The sequence below is a fragment of the Rhodococcus sp. IEGM 1379 genome (assembly GCF_030056815.1).
Lineage (GTDB): Bacteria > Actinomycetota > Actinomycetes > Mycobacteriales > Mycobacteriaceae > Rhodococcus_F.
Map to the genome: position 1 here is coordinate 1 of NZ_JASHKR010000004.1, position 18,098 is coordinate 18,098.

Consider the following 18,098-nt stretch of genomic DNA (forward strand, 5'->3'; position numbering starts at 1 on the left):
ATGCGACCTTCAACCTTGCTCCGGGCGGGGTTTACCTAGCCACCCCGGTCACCCGGGGTGCTGGTGCGCTCTTACCGCACCGTTTCACCCTTACCTGCCTCGAAAGGCCGGCGGTCTGTTTTCTGTGGCACTGTCCCGCGAGTTACCTCGGGTTGCCGTTAGCAACCGCCCTGCTCTGTGGAGTCCGGACTTTCCTCGACTCGAGGCCTGTGCGCACTACGCGCAGGTTCCCCGATCCGCAGCCGCCCAGCCAACTCGTCCGCCCCAGTAGGTTACCGGGTCTCTGTCGGTGGTCCACACTATGGTCTCTGTATGACTCGGTACGTTGCCCTGCTACGCGGCATCAATGTCGGCGGTATCAACATCAAGATGGTGGACCTGGCCCGCGTCTTCACTCAACTCGATTTCGAGAACGTCAAGACGGTCCTCGCATCCGGCAACGTTCTTTTCGACAGCGACAGCACAACTGTGGCGGCTTTGAAGCAACAGATCGAGACGGCACTGAACACTGAGTTCGGCTACGAGGCGTGGGTTTTTGTGCTGGACACACCGGCACTGAGGGCGATCGTCGACAACTATCCCTTCGATCCCGACCACGAGGGCTGGCACTCCTACGCGATCATCGCGTCCGAACCTGCTGTACTCGACGAATTAGCTTCGCTGTCAGACCAACTCGATCCGAACCTCGAGCAGATCGGCGTCGGCGACGGAGTGCTGTACTGGGAAGTCGAGAAGGGTATGACGCTCAAGAGCGTCGTCGGCAAATACACCGGCAAGCCGAAGTTCAAGGCGTTCACCACCACCCGCAACCTCAACACCCTCAACAAACTGCTGCGATAGAACTCGGCTGACACCCGCCCGTGAATCTGCTTCCGATCCTTCTGGTCGCCGCGGTCCTGATCTTCGCGATCGCCCGCCCGCGTGGTCTTCCCGAAATAGTTGTCGCCGGCCCCGCTGCGCTGGTCGTCGTACTCACCGGCGCAGTCAGCCTCACCGAGGCCCGTACCGAAGTAGCGACGATGACTCCGACCGTCGTCTTCCTGGTGGCGGTGCTGATACTCGCGCACGCCGCCGATGCGTTGGGTGTCTTCGGTTGGGTAAGCCAAGTCCTGCAGAAACAATCACGGCGCGACCCACGACGACTCCTGATCTGCGTGTTCATCGCGGCCGCCATGACTACTGCGGTCCTGAGCCTCGACGCGACCGTCGTCCTTCTGACACCGGCAGTGATCGGGGCAGCCCGAGCAGTGGGGGCCAGTCCGCGCCCCCACTCGTATGCCGCTGCGCACCTCTCCAATTCGGCTTCGACGCTGCTGCCGATTTCCAATCTGACGAACCTCATCGCATTCTCGGCGACAGGTCTGACCTTCCTGCATTTCACCGCGCTGATGGCCCTGCCGTGGGTTGTGACGATCGTGATGGAGTACCTGATATTCCGGCTGTTCTTTCGGACGGAGCTGAAAGCGACCAGTGACGCGGAACTGAAAGCGACCGATCATGCCGAGCCTGCTCAGCCGAGCCCGCGCGTGCATGCGCCGACCCTGCCGTTGGTTGTCATCGGAGCAACGCTCGTCGGCTTTGCCGCTTCGGGATTCGTCGGTATCGAGCCTGCCTGGGTCGCGGTTGCGGGCGCCTGCGTGCTCAGCAGTGTGGCGTTGCGTCGACGCCGAACCGATCTACGAAAAATTCTGTACGCCGCAGACCTGTGGTTCTGTGCTTTTGTCTTGGTGCTCGGCGTTGTCGTGGCAGGCGTCGCGCACGGACCGATCGGAGACTGGATCGGACGGATCCTGCCGTCGGACACGAGCTTCGTCTCACTGTTCGTTGTTGCGACGGTGGCGGCGCTGGCCTCGAATCTGGTGAACAATCTGCCGGCCACGTTGTTGATGATCGCGGCACTCGGTCCGTCGGCGCCACCGGGGCTACTGCTGGCCATGCTCATCGGGGTCAACCTCGGACCCAACCTGACTTATGTCGGTTCACTGGCGACGATGCTGTGGAGGCGTGTGGCCACCAGCGTGGGCGCTGCGCCCACGCTGGCAACCTTCACAAAGCTCGGCCTGGCCACAACGCCGCTCACCCTGCTTGTCGCGGTGAGCGCACTGTGGCTGGTGTTGTAACTGGTGTTGCGGCTAGCGCAAGTGCGACGTGTCGTTCACAAGCCGAACGGATGCTCCCCCATCAGGATAGAACTCGGCGATACTCAACGACGCCAAATCCAGATGCAAGCGGTACAGCACCGACGGACCGGCATCGAGTGCCAGCTGCACGAGAGTCTTGATCGGCGTCACGTGTGAAACGACGAGAAGGGTTGCGCCGCCGTACGTTGCGATCAAATAGTCACGCGCGGCAATCACACGCTCACGGACCTCGTCGAAGCTCTCGCCTCCGGGCGGCTTCACCGAGGTGTCGGACAGCCACCTATGGTGCAGTTCCGGATCACGCTCGGCCGCTTCACTGAACGTCAGACCGTCCCAGTCGCCGAAATCGGTTTCGATCAAACCCTTGTGCTCGATCACCGGCAGTCCCAGAACACGCGCCGATTCCTCGGCGGTTTCACGAGTCCGACCCAACGGCGACGAGACGATGGCATCGATACCGCCGCGGCTTCCGAATCGCGCTGCGGCCCCGGCAGCTTGGGCGCGGCCCAATGCGGTCAGGATCGGATTTCCCCGACCGGAGTAACGACGATCTACCGACATCGCGGTCTGACCGTGACGTAGCAACAACATTCGCGTCGGCTTGCCGGTGGTGGCAACCCAACCCGGCGACCCGGCGATCTGAGGTTCTGATGTCGACTCGGAGGGTGCGTCCTCCGGAGCGGCAACCGGTGCCGTCTTTGTTTCGATGCCGGCCGCAGCATCCATCGCCTCGTTTGCCAGGCGATCCGCGTGCGAATTCTCGGCCCGGGGAATCCAGGTGTACGTCACGCGGTAGAACTGCTTAGCCAATTCAGCGGCGCGCCGCTGAAGCGGAATCATGTCCGGGTGCTTGACCTTCCAGCGTCCGGACATCTGCTCGACCACAAGTTTGGAGTCCATCCGGACCTCCACGTCGGTCGCTCCGAGTTCACCCGCAGCGGTCAATCCGGCGATGAGTCCGCTGTATTCCGCCACATTGTTGGTGGCGATGCCGATGCTCTCCTTGCGCTCCGCGAGCACAGTGCGAGCCTCGTCGAAAACGACGGCGCCGTACCCCGCCGGACCCGGATTGCCTCGCGATCCACCATCAGCCTCGATGATGACCTGTGACGAACTCACAGACCGGACTCCTTGGTACGAACCATGATTGCGCCGCACTCATTGCAGCGGACAACAGCATCGGACGGTGCGCCTGCAATGCGCGAAATCTCGGCACGGTCGATTTCGATCCGGCACGCACCACAACGGCGAGCCTGAAGAAGTGCTGCACCCGGTCCGCCTTGAGTGCGCTGCTTCTCGTACACGGCCAGGAAATCAGCCGGGAATTCGCCGACCAGACGTTCGCGATCCGCGAGGCAACGCTCCTGCGACTTGTTCAGATCAGCGACTGCATCGTCGCGGCGACGCTTCGCATCGACCAACTCGTCTTCAGCCTGCGAAAGCTGCGCACCGGCGTGATCGTGATCTGCCTGCAGCGCTTCACGCTGTTCCATGATTTCGAGCAACTCGTCTTCGAGGATCCCCTGCCGACGGACGAGGCTGCCCAGTTCGTGTTCGAGTTCGGTGAGCTGCTTCGCGCCCACGCTACCGCTCTGCAAGAGAGTTCGGTCTTTGTCTTCACGCTGACGAACAGCGTCGATCTCGCCCTCGAGCTTACGAATGTCGCGATCGATGTCATCGATCTGGATCTCGACGGAAACCGACGCGTCCTTGCGGCTGATGCGTTCAGCCTCGAGACTGTCCACTTCCTGCTGCTCGGGAAGCGCGTTGCGACGGTGTGCGATCCGGGTGAGCTCCGCATCCACGCCGGCGAGGTCGAGAAGCTTGGCTTGCACCTGTGGTTGGACGTTCACGCTGTGTAACTCCTGCTGTATGTCCGAGGTCGGCACGACTCATGAAAAAACTACTGTTGAAATGTTCGTGCAACCGTACCTTGATCGGGGCCGACCTACGACGCACTCAAGCACCACGGATCCGTGCGAATTGTCGATACCCGACTCTCCCACCCGGGAATGGACCCGAAGGCATCGTCAACCACCGACTTTGCCTGCCCGCACCACGGAAACTCGCTGGCCCAATGCGCGACGTCGACCAAGGCCGGTCCACCGGCCCGCAGATGCTCGTCGGCGGGGTGATGTCGCAGGTCGGACGTCACATAGACATCGACGCCCAATGCCGACACCGTCGCGAGATACGAATCTCCGGAGCCCCCGCAGACAGCGACTGTGCGCACCATCGCGTCGGGGTCACCCGCGGCGCGGACGCCCCACTCCGTCGACGGCAATGCCTTTGCGACACGCGCGGTGAACTCACGCAGAGTCTCGGGGTGCGGAAGCTCACCTATGCGGCCCAAACCCAATGAACTCGGGAATGCTGCGAGTTCGAATACGTCGAAGGCCGGTTCCTCGTACGGATGCGCGGTGCGCAATGCCTCGAGCACGGCCCCGCGCTTGTTTCGCGCCGCGATGACCTCGACACGATCTTCGCTCACCTGCTCGATCGCACCGACACTGCCGACCGTCGGATTCGCCCCAGAGCCGGGAAGGAACTGGCCGGTGCCGGTCACCGTCCAACTGCACTTGCTGTAGTCGCCGATCCGGCCGGCGCCGGCCGCGAACAGCGCTTCCCTCACAGCGACGGTATCGGGGCTCGGCACCATCACCACCCACTTGTCGAGCGGCGCAGACGGTTTCGGTTCGATCGGACGCAATACCGTCAAACCGAGAGCATCGGCGAGCGCGTCGGAAACTCCGGGATCTGCCGAATCTGCATTCGTGTGCGCCGAGAACAACGCACATCCCGCCTTGATCAGCTTGTGCACCAGAGCGCCCTTCGGCGTGTGCGCGCCGACGGTATCCACCCCGCGAAGGAGCAGCGGATGGTGCACCACCAGCAGATCGGCACCCGAAGCAATGGCGTCGTCAACCACGGCTTCCGTCGGATCCACGGCGAAGACGACTCGGCTCACGGAATCTGCCGGATCCCCACACACCAGTCCGACGGAATCCCAGGATTCAGCCAGTGCGGGTGGATACGCAGCCTCGAGGGCCGCGATGACGTCGGCAAGTGTTGTGTTCACAAAAACTCCTTCATCACGTCGATCAATATCGACACCTGCTGCGGTGGACGGACAGCGAGTCGCACGTGATTCGGGCCGAGTCCCGGAAACGTATCGCACCGCCGCACTGCGATGCCGCGAGTCCGCAGGTGCGTCCGCATCGCTTCGCCATCGGGAAGTTCGATGAGAACAAAGGGCGCCGCCGACGGTTCGTGGACGGCGACACCGATGGAACGTAATTTTTCGCATAGTGCGGCGCGCTGATCCGCGATCACGGCTGCCTTCGCCTGTGACTCCGCCACCGCCGACGGTTCGCAACACGCTCTGATTGCTTCGATCTGCAGGCTGCCGAGCGGCCAATGCGCGCGTCCATGTGCCAGTTTTTCGAGCACGTCGGGTGCGCCGAGCGCATATCCGCAGCGCAATCCCGCCAGCGCCCAGGTCTTGGTCAGACTGCGCAACACCAGCACGTCCGGCAACGACAGGTCGGCAATGCTCTCGGTTTCACCCGGTATCGCGTCGCCGAAGGCCTCGTCGACCACAAGAATCCGGCCGGGACGACGCAGGGCCAGGATGTCCGCTTTCGGATGCAGCACCGAGGTCGGATTGGTGGGGTTTCCCAGCACCACAAGATCCGCTTCATCAGGCACAACTGCTGTTCGCAGTGCGTACGGAGGTTCCAGAATCACCTGCACCGCCGGCACGCCGGCCTCCCGCAACGCCAATTCCGGTTCGGTGAAAGACGGATGAATCAAGGCAGCGGACGCTGAACCCAGCCGCGGCAACATCGCGAACCCCTCAGCCCCGCCGGCCAGCAACAACACCTCGTCCGGAGTGCGTCCGTGCCGCGCCGCAACCGTTTCCCGAGCCCGCAATTCCGCCGGCGCCGACGGGTACGAACCGAGCGTCGACAGCTCGAGTGCAAGACGTTCCCGCAGCCAGGGCGGCGGACCGTCCCCCTGAACGTTGACGGCAAAATCGAGTAGACCCGGAGCAGCGTCGACGTCCCCGTGATGACGCAGACTGTCCAGGTTGCCCGTTCCGATACTCACGCACCAAAGCCTACGGGCGCGGACACGGCTCACTTCGTCGGGGACAATGACCTTCTGTGACTCAAACTCTCGACGCCTTCCCCGTAGTTCTCTTCGATCTCGACGGCACCATCACCGACTCGGCGCCCGGCATTCACGCCGGATTTCGGCACGCCCTCGCTGCCGTCGGACACCCGGAGCCGACGGAGAAAATGCTGGCCGCCGTCATCGGGCCACCGATGATCGACACATTTCGGTCGCTGGGAATGACAAATGCCGAGGTAGAGACGGCAATCAACACCTACATCGAGCGCTACGACGCCGTCGGCTGGAGTGAGAACTCCGTATTCGACGGTATGGACGAGGTCCTCGCGCGTGCCAAGGCCAACGGGACCCGCTTGGGTGTCGCGACGTCGAAGTCCGAGCGGTTTGCCATCCGCATCCTCGAGCATTTCGGACTCGCCGAGCACTTCGAGTTCATCGGCGGCGCGAGCAACGACGGTGTCCGCCGCGCCAAGCCTGATGTGATTGCGCACTCACTGACCTCGCTCGGGCTCACCCCGGTGACAGCGGCCGACGGCGGCACCCCGGACGTCCTGATGATCGGCGATCGAGACCACGACGTTCTCGGCGCAGCCAAGTTCGGAATTCCCGCACTGTTCGTCGAATGGGGCTACGGCAGCACATCCGAAGCCCACGGCGCTCATCGCTCCGTCGCGTCGACATCCGAATTGGGAGGACTCCTCGATGGCCGTCTCTGAACCCCTTCACGTCACCTTTGTGTGCACCGGAAACATCTGCCGCTCACCGATGGCGGAGAAGATCCTTCTCGGACATCTCGAGCGCGAAGGGCTCAGCGATCGGGTCCGTGTGAGCAGCGCCGGGATCGAAAACTGGCACAGCGGCAAGGAAGCTGACGAGCGCACCAACATCGTCCTCCGAGCAGCCAACTATCCGACTGGGCACAGCGCCGCACAGGTCGACCCGGACCATCTGTCGGCAGACCTCGTTGTCCCCCTCGACACCGGCCACGACCGTGAGCTTGCGCATCTCGGCGTCCCGACTGAGCGAAGGCGACTCCTGCGGTCTTTCGACCGCGACGCGGACGGGAGTTCGGTGCCGGACCCCTACTACGGCGACTTCGACGGCTTCGAATTGGTCCGAGATCAGATCGAAGCGGCGATTCCCGACATCCTGGTCTGGATCCGAGGACGGCTGTAATCGTCGGAGCGAATTCACTCACCAATCGAGAACGGATACCGTAGTAGTCGTGCGAAGACTCAAATTTATGTTGCGGCCCGGTTGGTTGGTACTGGCAGCTGTGGTCGGCCTCTTCGCTTACCTCTGCTTCACGGTGCTGGCGCCGTGGCAACTCGGCAAGAACACCACTACCGAGCATCGCAACGATCTGATCTCCAATTCCATCAACGCGGAGACAGTGCCCGTCGGCGAGGTCATTGCCGACGGAACTATCGCTCCGGACGACGAGTGGCGAAACATCACGGACACCGGGTCATACCAACCCGATGCCGATATCCTCGTCCGCCTCCAGTCCATCGAGGGCGCGCCGTCGTACGAGGTACTGACACCGTTCGTGCTGGACGACGGCCGAACCATCCTGGTCAATCGCGGTTACGTACGCCCGATCAACGGCGCCGAGGCACCTCCGATCGCGGCCCCGCCGACCGATCCCGTCACCTTGAACGGTCGTATTCGTCTCTCCGAAGGCACAGCGCCCGGCCGGGTTCCGATGGTCGAAGACGGAGCGAAACAGGTCTACTCGATCGACGCCCGACCGATCGGCGAGTTCATCGGCACCGATCTCGTCGACGCGTACATCCAGCTCGAACCCGATCAGCCGGGTGGTCTCGGTACCATTCCGCTCCCCCAGCTCGACGCCGGTCCGTATCTCTCATACGGCTTCCAGTGGCTCGCGTTCGGCATCATGGCGCCTCTCGGACTCGCCTACTTCATTCGGGCTGAATGGCGTGAGCGCCGCAAGGAGAAGGCGCTGGCCGAGGCCGGGACAACTCCCGACGACTCAACCCCTGAAGCACCTCCAGCACCGGCCCGAAGCAGTCGGCTCCGCAAGCCCGAGCCCGTGTCAGTGCCGCGAACGGCGAAGGAAGCCAGACTTGCCGACCGCTACGGCAATTCCCGCTGACACTGCCGCCGCACCGATCTGAACCACCGAGGACAGCCTCGACGCCCGACGCAAATCCGTCGGCGTCGGGGCTGTCCCGTTTCCGAGTACCGGGCGTTGTTCGACGCCATGCGCGTACTGCGTACGACCCCCGAGCGAAATCCCCAAAGCACCCGCCGCGCTGGCTTCGGCGACACCCGCATTGGGGCTCGGATGCGCGGACGCGTCACGCCTCCACGCCTGCAGCGACTCTCGTGCCGAACCTCCGATCAGCGGCGCCGACGCGACCGTGAGGACGCCCGTCAACCGGGCCGGCACGATGTTCACCACATCGTCGAATCTGGCGGCAGCCCACCCGAAGTTTCGGTATTTCTCCGACCGATAGCCGATCATCGCGTCGAGGGTGTTTGCAGCGCGGTAGACGAACAAGCCCGGAACTCCCGCGACCGCACCCCAGAACAGTGCACCGACTGTGGCGTCGGAGGTGTTCTCGGCGACGGATTCGAGTGCCGCTCGTGTCAGGCCCTCCTCGTCGAGTACCGACGGATCGCGGCCGCAGAGCGACGAAAGTAGCTCACGCGCAGCGGTGAGGTCTCCGGTCGTGCGCGAGGTCTCCAACCGAACTGCCATGTCGTTTCCCGTGCGGGCGAGCGACGTCCCACCCAGCACGGCCCACGTTGCCGCTGCCGTCACGCCGACGTCGGCCAGCCACCCGGCTCGAACAGCAACTCGGCTGCTCACGGTGCCCAGCACCGCAACCCCGGTGATCAGCACCGCGACGTGGGCAACTCCGGCGATCTTGTTGTCACGATACGAAAACTGCTGGAGCGCAGCGGCGCTCGTCCCGAAACCGGCGACGGGGTGAAATCGTGCCGGGTCCGCAAAGCAACGATCGGCGGCAAAACCGAGTAGCAGGCCGACGGCGCGTGCAGTGGACGGAGAACAATTCGATGGGCGTGGCACTTGATAGTTCTATCAAGCCTGACCTGTCGGTCGAACAGAGGACTGTGACGGCCCTATTCGTCGTGTTTAGCTGATCCGGTTGTACGTCCACAACCGAATGAGCCTCGGAGACTTGCATGAACTTCATCGTCGGAAAAGTGTGGCCGTACGTCCTCAATCTCCCGGTGATCGCAGCCGTTGCGCTCGCGGTGAGCCTGCTGCTCTACGGGACCAGCTCACGCAGTGATGTCTGCGATGCGTACAAGGATGTTGCCAGCGAACTGAACTCGTATACCTACTTCCACAACACCTCGGTGAACGTAAGCCTCGACAAACTCGTGCGCGCCGCTGGAAACTACTCCGACGACTCCGACATCCAACAAGATTCCAAGGATCTCGAAAGTATCCGCGACGAGTCCTACGAAGTCGACGAGATCGTGGACGCCACACGGCATATCGCGTCGACATGCGGAATCTCGCTCGTGTACTGACAAATCCTGATATTCGCTCGACGGATTGGAGCATCCACATCGTGGAGATCATCAAACGACACATCACCGCACCCGTCCCCGGCGCAATCGGCTTCTGCGTTCTACTGGTCGCCGCGATCATCTCGTGGACGGCATCGGCCGCCACCTGGCCCGGATTCTTGATCTTGTTGTGTGCCTTGCTGTACGGACTCTCTTTGGCTACCGGCGGACCACTGTTGGAGAACCTCCCCGCCACATTCGCACGAATGGTCCCCATCGTGGGGGCCGTCCGCTCGGACCTTGCAAATCCTGCAATTGCCTCGACCGATCCCGACGCCGTCGCGGCCTCCGATCCACGAACCGATCAGACGGCACTCATGCAGTTGGCCTGGGCCCACCCGCATCTTCGACCGCTTGTCGCCCGAAATCCTGCCGCGTACCCCGCATTGCTCGATTGGTTAGCCGCACTGGGCGATCCGGCCGTCAACGAGGCACTTCGACAACGACCTCAGCAGCAACAGTTCTGACCACAGTTCTGACTACAAGGAGCACTCATGAATCAGCCGAACTCCATTGCGATAGCGCCCGGTGAAGTAGTCAGGTTCTCCGAACAGTTCTGCCCCAACATGATTCTCACCCACCTCACGACAACCGTGACACTGACCGACAAGAGAATCATCGTCCGACGCCCCAATACGCTCTTCGGAATCATCCCGATGGGCTACAACGAGCATGCGAGCCCGATCAGTCATATCGCGCAGGTCAGTGCAGGTGAATCGTTTTCCACCAAGTTGATAGGAGCGGGCACAGTCTTCCTTATTTGGGCACTCATGTCCTTCATCGGCCTCGATGTCCTCGGTACACTTTTCGGACTCCTGCAACTCGCCATAGCGATAGCGTGCTTCTTCAAGGCGCACCATTTAGCTTTCGTGATCCGGAATACTGGTGCAGGCACGCTTGTCGCGCAGGCCGCGAAGTCGGAGCGAAACAAGGTCGCCTACGCCCAGGCAGCCATCCGTGACCTTCTGTTCGGCGACGGAACCGCCCTGCCGATGCCGCCCGCTCCCTCATTCCCGAACACAACTCCGCCATCCTCGCCCAACGTTCCAAACACGTTGACAACGCCCGCATTCCAGGGCTCTGTACCTTTTCAGGGCTCTGCACCTTTCCAAAGCACTGCACCCGCTCCGCGATTCACCGCCGAGCAGGCATCGAACCCGAATACGTCGCAAGCACTGCTGTCCCAGATCGCCGAACACGAGCCGTCATTGCGAGTACTGGTTGCGGCAAACCCGAATTGCTATCCCGGACTGATCACTTGGTTGCGAGCGATCGACGATCCGGACATCAACCGCGCGTTGTCTTCCCGGGTTTCGGTCTGACGGACCAGGAGGTCACGTGATGACAATTCCACCGCCACCGCCACCGCCTCCCCCACCCCCGCAACCCGGCCCACCGCCACCACCGTCTGCAGCGCCACCAGTCGATCAGACGATTCCAGTTCGGTTGCAAAAGAATTCACCGACGTCGACGGGCCAGGTCCCCCAGGATCCGTACACACAACCGGCGCCCTACACACAACCCTCCCCATTCCCTCAGCCCTCGCCGTCTGGCAGACCCCCGCAATACGCACAACCGCCGGCCCCCAATCGGTCGCCTGCAACTGCACAGCCAACGCGCAACCGGCAGACCCCGATACTGATTGCGGCCGGCGCTGTGACGCTGATCGTCGTCCTGGCGCTCGGCGCATTTTTCGGCATAAGCCACTTTCGGCAAAACAACAGCGACAGTGGAGACTATGAAGCCGCCGCTGCAGACAAGGCCGCCAGTCCCGACGCCAGTGACAGTTACGTCACCCGATGCGGGACCCCACCGACGTTCACTCCGACAAAAATCGTGACCGACTCCGGCGCGCTGGCGGTGACGATGAAGATCACGGCGACCTGTCCAACCGGCGATGTCCTCGCATCGAGTCGAACTCGAGTATCCGTGAGCGCGTCAGGTGCGAATGTGGCGTCCGGCTACTTCAACTTCTCGTCCACCCCGATATTTGTGCCACGCACCGATACCGGCGGACAGAAGTACACCGAACAGATATTCCGATTCCCGATCGGCGCATTCTGGCGGACCCCTGAGTCGTTGCCGTCGCCCTCCGCATCGACATTTGTAATCGAAAGCCAGCAATCCGGAACCACCGGAGCACAGTCAGGCGAATTCCTTTCACGGAGCACATCATTCGACGCGACCGCACCGGCGTCGCCGTCGACCGGTGACGTCGAAAAGGCCAGCTACGATGCCCTTCGCGCAATCGGCGATGCCGACAGACCAGTAGTTTTGAGCCAACTTGGAGAAAAGTGGGTCCCACAGATCAGCTCGAAGCGACTCGGACTCGTTGCCGACGGCGTCACCTGGAACAACACCGAGATGCTGCGTGAACATCTCGAACTCAGGCTGCGGTACCCGAACGTCAAACTGCTGTGGTCGGGCGAATGGAGTGTGTTTAGTTCCAAGGATTTCTGGATCACGGTCGCCGGCGTGACGTATTCGGATTCAGCCGATGCAAACCGGTGGTGCAGCACCAACGGACTCTCCGCCGACCACTGTTTTGCGAAGCTGATCAGCGCAACCCATCCGATCGAGGGCAGCACCGCAAGTCGATAGCGGCTGTCACGGTCCCGCGGGGACGTGACATGGCCCGTTCGAGAGCCAGAGACGGTGCCGTCGACCTCCCGGTAGCCCGAGATACGTTTTTCGGGTGCAACTCTCGCCACGATGGTGCCAGAGTCCGGTTAGCGTCGTTTGCTGATCCGGATCGATTGAACGCGACGTAAGTACGATCGTCGCGGATGCAGCGGGGCGTAGTTGAAGGGAAGCTGCTACGTCCCGCTGCTACGGCTGCTCGATGTACCCCGACGATCCAACTGATCGCTGGAAGACCGCGTGAGCATGCCGACGTGCCTGTGATCAATCTGCACGACGACGCAAGTCCTCTGCGAGCCTGATTTGGTCATCAACGGCACACCTATCCCGGCTGTCTCGGCATGGCTTGGGCACGCATCGGCTGCGGATGCCCCTGGATGTGTACACCGATCTGTTTGACGACGACCTGAAGGTCGTTGCGACGACGCTCAGCGGGGCGCGGGCGAAACCTGGCGTGGGCAAAATGTGGGCAGAAGACGAACAGCCGGCTGCCGATAGGGCATAGAAAAAGCCCCGGCCCGCATCTACATGCGAACCGGGGCTTTGTCTTTCGGTGGGCGCGGAGGGTTTCGAACCCCCGACCGCTGGTGTGTAAAACCAGAGCTCTACCACTGAGCTACACGCCCGAACTCCCGGCGAGAACCTCACCGGGAGTGCTCTAAGACTCTAACGCAGCGATGGCGTTTGCCCAAAGCCCGTGGTCACGGGCCTCTCCGGGACCATTCATCTCAGCGAAGCGGACGATTCCGTCTTTGTCGATGACAAATGTTCCACGGTTCGCGAAGCCCAACTTGTCGTTGAACACGCCGTACTTCGCCGCAACCTCGCCGTGCGGCCAGAAATCAGCCAACAACGGGAAGGTGTAACCCTGCTCAGCCGACCAGATCTTGTGCGTCGGCGAAGCACCGACAGAGATGGCCAGGATTGCGGTGTCGTCGTTTTCGAACGTGGGTAGTTCGTCACGAACCTTGCAGAGCTCACCCTGGCATGTTCCGGTGAAGGCCAACGGGTAGAAGACGAGCAAAACGTTCTTTTTGCCACGGAAGTCGGAAAGCGAGACTTCCTGATTGTTCTGATCCTTCAACGTGAATTCCGGTGCCTGGGCACCAACTTCGATAGGCATGAGCGATTCCTTAACTGGACAGTGCATCGGAAACTGACAGTGCATCAGAAACTGAAAATGTGCCGGAAACTGAAAATGCATCGGACGTCGCGCTTGCGCCGTCCGATGCACTACTGCTTACAGAGGAAGTCCTGGTCAGCGCTTGCCGGCCGGACGAGCCTTCGGTTGCACGAGTCGGCTGGCCGACCAATCACCGAGGTTCGCGGCCGAAGTCTGAGTCAAGCCGGCTGTAGGTGCAGATTCAGCGATCTCACTGGGCTCGACGTGACCGTCGAGGCCTGTCTTGGGGGTCAGGATCCAGACAAAACCTTCGTCTGCGAGAGGACCAATGGCATCCATCAGGGCGTCGACAAGGTCGCCGTCCTCGTCGCGCCACCAGAGCAGCACGACATCGATGACCTCGTCCGAGTCCTCGTCGAGCATTTCCCCGCCGATGGTTTCCTCAACCGCGGCACGAATGCCGTCGTCGGTATCCTCGTCCCAGCCCAGTTCCTGCACCACCATGTCGGCAGTAATCCCTAGTTTCTGAGCGTAGTTCTGGGCATCCGCCGCGGCGACCACGGTGAGGTCCTCCTTTTGTTGATGGTGTGCGGAGTCCCCGCACACCTAACGTTTGTTGTTCGGTTAGGGAAAGCGAACAGGGTCAGAGGCGTTAGCGCAAGCCGACCACGCCGAAAACTTTTGCCAATCAGCGCCTGTTGACACTCCCGAAACCTTACGCCTTCGAATCTGCGCAGGTCACAAGGCTCCACATTCGCTGCGGATCGAATCTCGAATCGAATTATTTGTATCGGTGATCGAGTTGATTTCGGAGGCCGAGTGACTACGTTCGACGACGCGGGCGGTGTCACTCAAGCTGCCCGCAAGGTCCGAGAACAATCCGGACAGCTCCGATGGGAGGTCTCCGGCAACGTCTTTGAGCCACGACGCCATCTCGTCAGCCGAAGACACCGCAGCGCGCCCTTTGGCCTTGACGTCGGAAGCATCGTTGTTATTGGCATCGATGTACGCGTTGAACGTAGCGACGTCGTCCTTGGAGCGAATCATCATCTCTTCGCAAATCGCAAAGGTGTTTTCGGCTGCAGCCGCAGCTGCTTTCGACGACGAGACAGCCACCACCGACGACGTCACTTCTGCCTGATAGTCGGCAGCCTGAGCCGCGTTGGGCTTCGGTAATCCTTCGACAGCGCCTGAACAGCCGACAATCGCTACCGATCCCACTGCCATAGCTCCGAGTGCGAGGGCGAGTGCGCTCCGCCGGGCCCTGCCCCCACTCTTTTTCGGTCCCACGATCCGCCTCCCCTAGAAAACCACTGGCGCCGCAATCATTGTCGCCACAAACCACTGTCGCCGACGAACCGCAATTGCGGCAACTCGCGAAGGCCCACACTCCCTGTCGCTACCGGCAACGATCGCCGGCGGGCGCCGAACTGAGAAAGGCTACCCGACGGTAACCAGGGCCACAGTGTGCCTGGCCGACCGGGATGGTGAAAGATTGAGGTACGCGCCATATTCATCATGGAAGTGGATCGGGCCTAACAAGGTCTCGATCACCTGCAGAGGACGCCCAACCATGCGTCCCCAAACCCAATGAGGAGCAAACGTTGTCTGACCTGATCCAGGGTCCCGCGTCGCAGCCCAACGCCGAATCCGGCGGAACGGGAGTGACGGGGTCACCGTCACCCAATCCCACGCCCGGAACGGACGGCCGAGTACGCGTCATCCGTGAAGGTGTTGCGTCGTACCTTCCGGATATCGACCCCGACGAGACCACCGAATGGCTCGAGTCATTCGACGGACTCCTGGACCGGTCCGGCCCCACCCGCGCCCGCTATCTGATGCTGCGGATGCTCGAACGCGCCGGCGAGAAGCACGTTGCACTGCCCGCGCTGACATCGACCGATTACGTCAACACCATCCCCACCGAAAACGAACCGTGGTTCCCCGGTGACGAAGAAGTCGAGCGTCGTTACCGCGCGTGGATTCGCTGGAACGCGGCCATCATGGTGCACCGTGCGCAGCGTCCGGGCGTCGGCGTCGGCGGCCACATCTCAACTTACGCATCTTCGGCCGCGCTCTACGAGGTCGGCTTCAACCACTTCTTCCGCGGCAAGGAACATCCGGGCGGCGGCGACCACATCTTCATCCAGGGTCACGCCTCCCCCGGTATCTACGCACGCGCGTTCCTCGAGGGCCGCATCCCGGCCGAGCAGATGGACGGGTTCCGCCAGGAGAAGAGCCACGCTGATTTCGGCGGCGGACTCCCCTCGTACCCGCATCCGCGTCTGCTCCCCGATTTCTGGGAGTTCCCGACGGTATCCATGGGCTTGGGCCCGATGAATGCGATCTACCAGGCTCGGTACAACCATTACCTGAGTGATCGCGGCATCAAGGACACTACCGATCAGCACGTCTGGGCATTCCTCGGCGACGGCGAGATGGACGAGCCGGAGTCACGCGGTCTCGCTCATGTGGCGGCGACCGAAGGCCTCGACAACCTGACGTTCGTCGTCAACTGCAACCTGCAGCGCCTCGACGGCCCCGTCCGTGGCAACGGCAAGATCATCCAGGAGTTGGAGTCGTTCTTCCGCGGCGCCGGCTGGAATGTCATCAAGGTCGTCTGGGGACGCGAGTGGGATTCACTGCTGCATGCCGACAAGGACGGCGCGCTCGTCAATCTGATGAACGTGACACCGGACGGCGATTTCCAGACGTACAAGGCCAACGACGGCGCCTTTGTTCGTGACCACTTTTTCGGCCGCGATCCGCGTACCAAGGATTTGGTCAAGGATCTGACGGACCAGGAAATCTGGAACCTCAAGCGTGGTGGCCATGATTACCGCAAGGTTCACGCTGCCTATGCGGCTGCCATGGCCCACAAGGGTCAGCCGACGGTCATCCTTGCGCACACCATCAAGGGCTACACGCTGGGCAAGGGCTTCGAGGGGCGCAATGCGACGCACCAGATGAAGAAGCTGACGTTGCAGGATCTCAAGGATTTCCGCGACTCGACCCGCGTGCCGATCACGGATGCCGAACTCGAGGCGAACCCGTACCTGCCTCCGTACTACCACCCCGGCAATGACTCACCGGAAATCCAGTACATGCTGGCTCGTCGTAAGGCTCTCGGCGGATTCCTGCCGTCCCGTAATACGGACGCTGCACCGCTCAAGCTGCCCGACGACAAGACGTACGACGTCATCCGCAAGGGCTCGGGCAAGCAGCAAGTGGCTACCACCATGGCCATCGTCCGCATCCTGAAGGAACTGCTGCGCGACAAGGAAATCGGCAAGCGCATCGTGCCGATCATCCCCGACGAGGCCCGCACGTTTGGTATGGACTCGTGGTTCCCGTCGCTCAAGATCTACAACCGCAACGGTCAGCTCTACACGTCCGTCGACGCCGACCTGATGCTTGCCTACAAGGAAAGCTCGGTCGGTCAGATCCTGCACGAGGGCATCAACGAGGCCGGTTCGACGGCGTCGTTCACCGCGGTCGGCACGTCGTATGCCACGCACGGTGAGCCGATGATCCCGCTGTACATCTTCTACTCGATGTTCGGTTTCCAGCGCACCGGCGACGGCCTGTGGGCAGCTGCTGACCAGATGGCTCGTGGATTCGTTCTCGGCGCAACGGCCGGCCGAACCACATTGACCGGTGAAGGTTTGCAGCACGCCGACGGTCACTCGCTTCTCTTGGCGTCGACCAACCCGGCAGCGGTTACTTACGACGCGGCGTTCTCCTACGAGCTCGCTCACATCGTCAAGGACGGTCTGCGTCGTATGTACGGCGGTACGGAGGGTGTGGCCGGTTTCGGCGGCGAGAACATCTTCTACTACCTCACCATCTACAACGAGCCGTATGTTCAGCCGGCCGAACCTGCCGGTTTGGATGTCGAGGGTCTGCTCAAGGGCATCTACCTCTACAAGACCTCCGACTCGTCAGGGCCGAAGGCACAGATCCTGGTTTCCGGCGTGGCAATGCCGGAAGGTCTGCGGGCTCAGCAGATGCTGGCCGACGAGTGGGGTGTCTCTGCAGACATCTGGTCGGTCACGTCGTGGGGTGAATTGCGCCGCGAGGGAGTCGAGTGCGAGCGTCAGGCCCTGCTCAACCCGTCCGAGGACGCACCGGTTCCCTTTGTCACCACCGCGTTGTCGGCGGCGCAGGGTCCCCTTGTGGCTGCATCCGACTGGATGCGGGCAGTCCCCGATCAGATCCGCCAGTGGGTACCGGGCGACTTCACCACGCTCGGCACCGACGGCTTCGGTTTCTCGGACACACGCACCGCGGCTCGTCGTTTCTTCAACGTCGATGCCGAGTCCATCACCGTCGCAGTTCTGAACGGACTGGCGAAGGATGGCTCGATCGATCGCACACAGGCCGTCGAGGCTGCGGCCCGGTACCGCATCGACGACGTGAACGCTGCACCCGAGCAGACCGGGGACACCGGTAGCGCGTAAGTTTCACCGCTCTAACCACCAGCGCCCATC

The 18,098-nt window shown here is 62.0% G+C and carries 18 protein-coding genes, 1 tRNA gene and 1 other RNA gene; 10 read left to right on the forward strand and 10 right to left on the reverse strand.

All coding sequences use genetic code 11. From position 1 onward, the window contains the following. Positions 1-258, reverse strand: an RNA gene (gene rnpB / locus QM600_RS03475) — RNase P RNA component class A; the annotation flags it as partial. A 54-nt stretch (positions 259-312) separates the two neighbouring features. Between rnpB and QM600_RS03480 the strand changes: the two genes are divergently transcribed. Together QM600_RS03480 and QM600_RS03485 are read left to right on the forward strand one after the other, a co-directional pair. Beyond that, positions 313-840, forward strand: a complete 528-nt coding sequence (locus QM600_RS03480) for a DUF1697 domain-containing protein (protein WP_283260095.1) — start codon at positions 313-315, stop codon at positions 838-840. Between the two features lie 20 nt (positions 841-860). Further along, positions 861-2,120 carry an SLC13 family permease gene (locus QM600_RS03485; RefSeq protein ID WP_283260096.1) on the forward strand — a complete coding sequence of 420 codons (1,260 nt, stop codon included), beginning with the start codon at positions 861-863 and terminating at the stop codon, positions 2,118-2,120. Positions 2,121-2,132: 12 nt separating this feature from the next. Here QM600_RS03485 and QM600_RS03490 read toward each other — a convergent pair whose 3' ends face one another. The 4 genes from QM600_RS03490 to cobC form a co-directional block, all read right to left on the reverse strand. After that, positions 2,133-3,260 (reverse strand): bifunctional RNase H/acid phosphatase, encoded by a 1,128-nt coding sequence (locus QM600_RS03490; protein ID WP_283260097.1) that lies wholly within the window; start codon positions 3,258-3,260, stop codon positions 2,133-2,135. Further along, the gene (locus QM600_RS03495) at positions 3,257-3,994 is read right to left on the reverse strand and encodes a zinc ribbon domain-containing protein (protein WP_283260098.1); all 738 of its coding nucleotides are present in this window, start codon (positions 3,992-3,994) and stop codon (positions 3,257-3,259) included. The genes QM600_RS03490 and QM600_RS03495 overlap by 4 nt, the downstream gene beginning before the upstream one ends. Before the next feature lie 95 nt (positions 3,995-4,089). Then, positions 4,090-5,220, reverse strand: a complete 1,131-nt coding sequence (locus tag QM600_RS03500; RefSeq protein WP_283260099.1) for a Nif3-like dinuclear metal center hexameric protein — start codon at positions 5,218-5,220, stop codon at positions 4,090-4,092. Then, positions 5,217-6,251, reverse strand: coding sequence for an Rv2231c family histidinol phosphate aminotransferase CobC (gene cobC, locus QM600_RS03505; protein WP_283260100.1), 1,035 nt, complete (start codon positions 6,249-6,251; stop codon positions 5,217-5,219). Before cobC ends, QM600_RS03500 begins: the two co-directional genes overlap by 4 nt. Positions 6,252-6,307: 56 nt before the next feature. Here cobC and QM600_RS03510 point away from each other — a divergent pair, with 56 nt between their 5' ends. Genes QM600_RS03510 through QM600_RS03520 form a run of 3 tightly spaced genes read left to right on the forward strand, consistent with a single transcriptional unit; the run spans position 6,308 to position 8,394 of the window. Further along, a complete protein-coding gene (locus tag QM600_RS03510) occupies positions 6,308-6,991 on the forward strand; it encodes an HAD-IA family hydrolase (protein WP_283260101.1) in 684 nt (227 codons plus the stop codon). Continuing rightward, positions 6,978-7,451: a low molecular weight protein-tyrosine-phosphatase gene (locus QM600_RS03515; RefSeq protein ID WP_283260102.1), complete on the forward strand. Its 474-nt coding sequence runs from the start codon at positions 6,978-6,980 to the stop codon at positions 7,449-7,451. The genes QM600_RS03510 and QM600_RS03515 overlap by 14 nt, the downstream gene beginning before the upstream one ends. A 49-nt stretch (positions 7,452-7,500) precedes the next feature. Next, positions 7,501-8,394: an SURF1 family cytochrome oxidase biogenesis protein gene (locus QM600_RS03520; RefSeq protein ID WP_283260103.1), complete on the forward strand. Its 894-nt coding sequence runs from the start codon at positions 7,501-7,503 to the stop codon at positions 8,392-8,394. Here QM600_RS03520 and QM600_RS03525 read toward each other — a convergent pair. Continuing rightward, positions 8,335-9,336 carry a cobalamin biosynthesis protein gene (locus QM600_RS03525; protein WP_283260104.1) on the reverse strand — a complete coding sequence of 334 codons (1,002 nt, stop codon included), beginning with the start codon at positions 9,334-9,336 and terminating at the stop codon, positions 8,335-8,337. The two genes, QM600_RS03520 and QM600_RS03525, sit on opposite strands and share 60 nt — an antisense overlap. A 116-nt stretch (positions 9,337-9,452) precedes the next feature. Between QM600_RS03525 and QM600_RS03530 the strand changes: the two genes are divergently transcribed. The 4 genes from QM600_RS03530 (at position 9,453) to QM600_RS03545 (ending at position 12,446) form a co-directional block, all read left to right on the forward strand. Beyond that, entirely contained in the window at positions 9,453-9,806 is a 354-nt protein-coding gene (locus tag QM600_RS03530) for a hypothetical protein (RefSeq protein ID WP_283260105.1), read from the forward strand. Next, positions 9,782-10,312 carry a variant leucine-rich repeat-containing protein gene (locus QM600_RS03535; protein ID WP_283260106.1) on the forward strand — a complete coding sequence of 177 codons (531 nt, stop codon included), beginning with the start codon at positions 9,782-9,784 and terminating at the stop codon, positions 10,310-10,312. The genes QM600_RS03530 and QM600_RS03535 overlap by 25 nt, the downstream gene beginning before the upstream one ends. 27 nt (positions 10,313-10,339) lie before the next feature. After that, on the forward strand, positions 10,340-11,167 hold the full coding sequence (locus tag QM600_RS03540; protein WP_283260107.1) for a variant leucine-rich repeat-containing protein: 828 nt from the start codon (positions 10,340-10,342) through the stop codon (positions 11,165-11,167). Positions 11,168-11,501: 334 nt separating this feature from the next. Next, on the forward strand, positions 11,502-12,446 hold the full coding sequence (locus QM600_RS03545) for a hypothetical protein (RefSeq protein WP_283260108.1): 945 nt from the start codon (positions 11,502-11,504) through the stop codon (positions 12,444-12,446). Between the two features lie 593 nt (positions 12,447-13,039). Here the strand turns inward: QM600_RS03545 and QM600_RS03550 are convergent. The 4 genes from QM600_RS03550 to QM600_RS03565 all read right to left on the reverse strand — a co-directional run bounded on the left by QM600_RS03550 (position 13,040) and on the right by QM600_RS03565 (position 14,898). Then, positions 13,040-13,111: transfer RNA gene (locus QM600_RS03550), tRNA-Val, on the reverse strand. 32 nt (positions 13,112-13,143) lie between these two features. After that, on the reverse strand, positions 13,144-13,608 hold the full coding sequence (locus QM600_RS03555; protein WP_283260109.1) for a peroxiredoxin: 465 nt from the start codon (positions 13,606-13,608) through the stop codon (positions 13,144-13,146). Positions 13,609-13,743: 135 nt separating this feature from the next. Continuing rightward, the gene (locus QM600_RS03560; protein ID WP_094275120.1) at positions 13,744-14,169 is read right to left on the reverse strand and encodes a DUF3052 domain-containing protein; all 426 of its coding nucleotides are present in this window, start codon (positions 14,167-14,169) and stop codon (positions 13,744-13,746) included. A 177-nt stretch (positions 14,170-14,346) separates the two neighbouring features. After that, positions 14,347-14,898 (reverse strand): Rv2240c family protein, encoded by a 552-nt coding sequence (locus tag QM600_RS03565; RefSeq protein ID WP_283260110.1) that lies wholly within the window; start codon positions 14,896-14,898, stop codon positions 14,347-14,349. Positions 14,899-15,212: 314 nt separating this feature from the next. On the opposite strand from QM600_RS03565, the gene aceE reads away from it, so the two are divergent. Next, positions 15,213-18,068, forward strand: a complete 2,856-nt coding sequence (aceE, locus tag QM600_RS03570; protein WP_502942869.1) for a pyruvate dehydrogenase (acetyl-transferring), homodimeric type — start codon at positions 15,213-15,215, stop codon at positions 18,066-18,068. Positions 18,069-18,098: the final 30 nt, after the last annotated feature.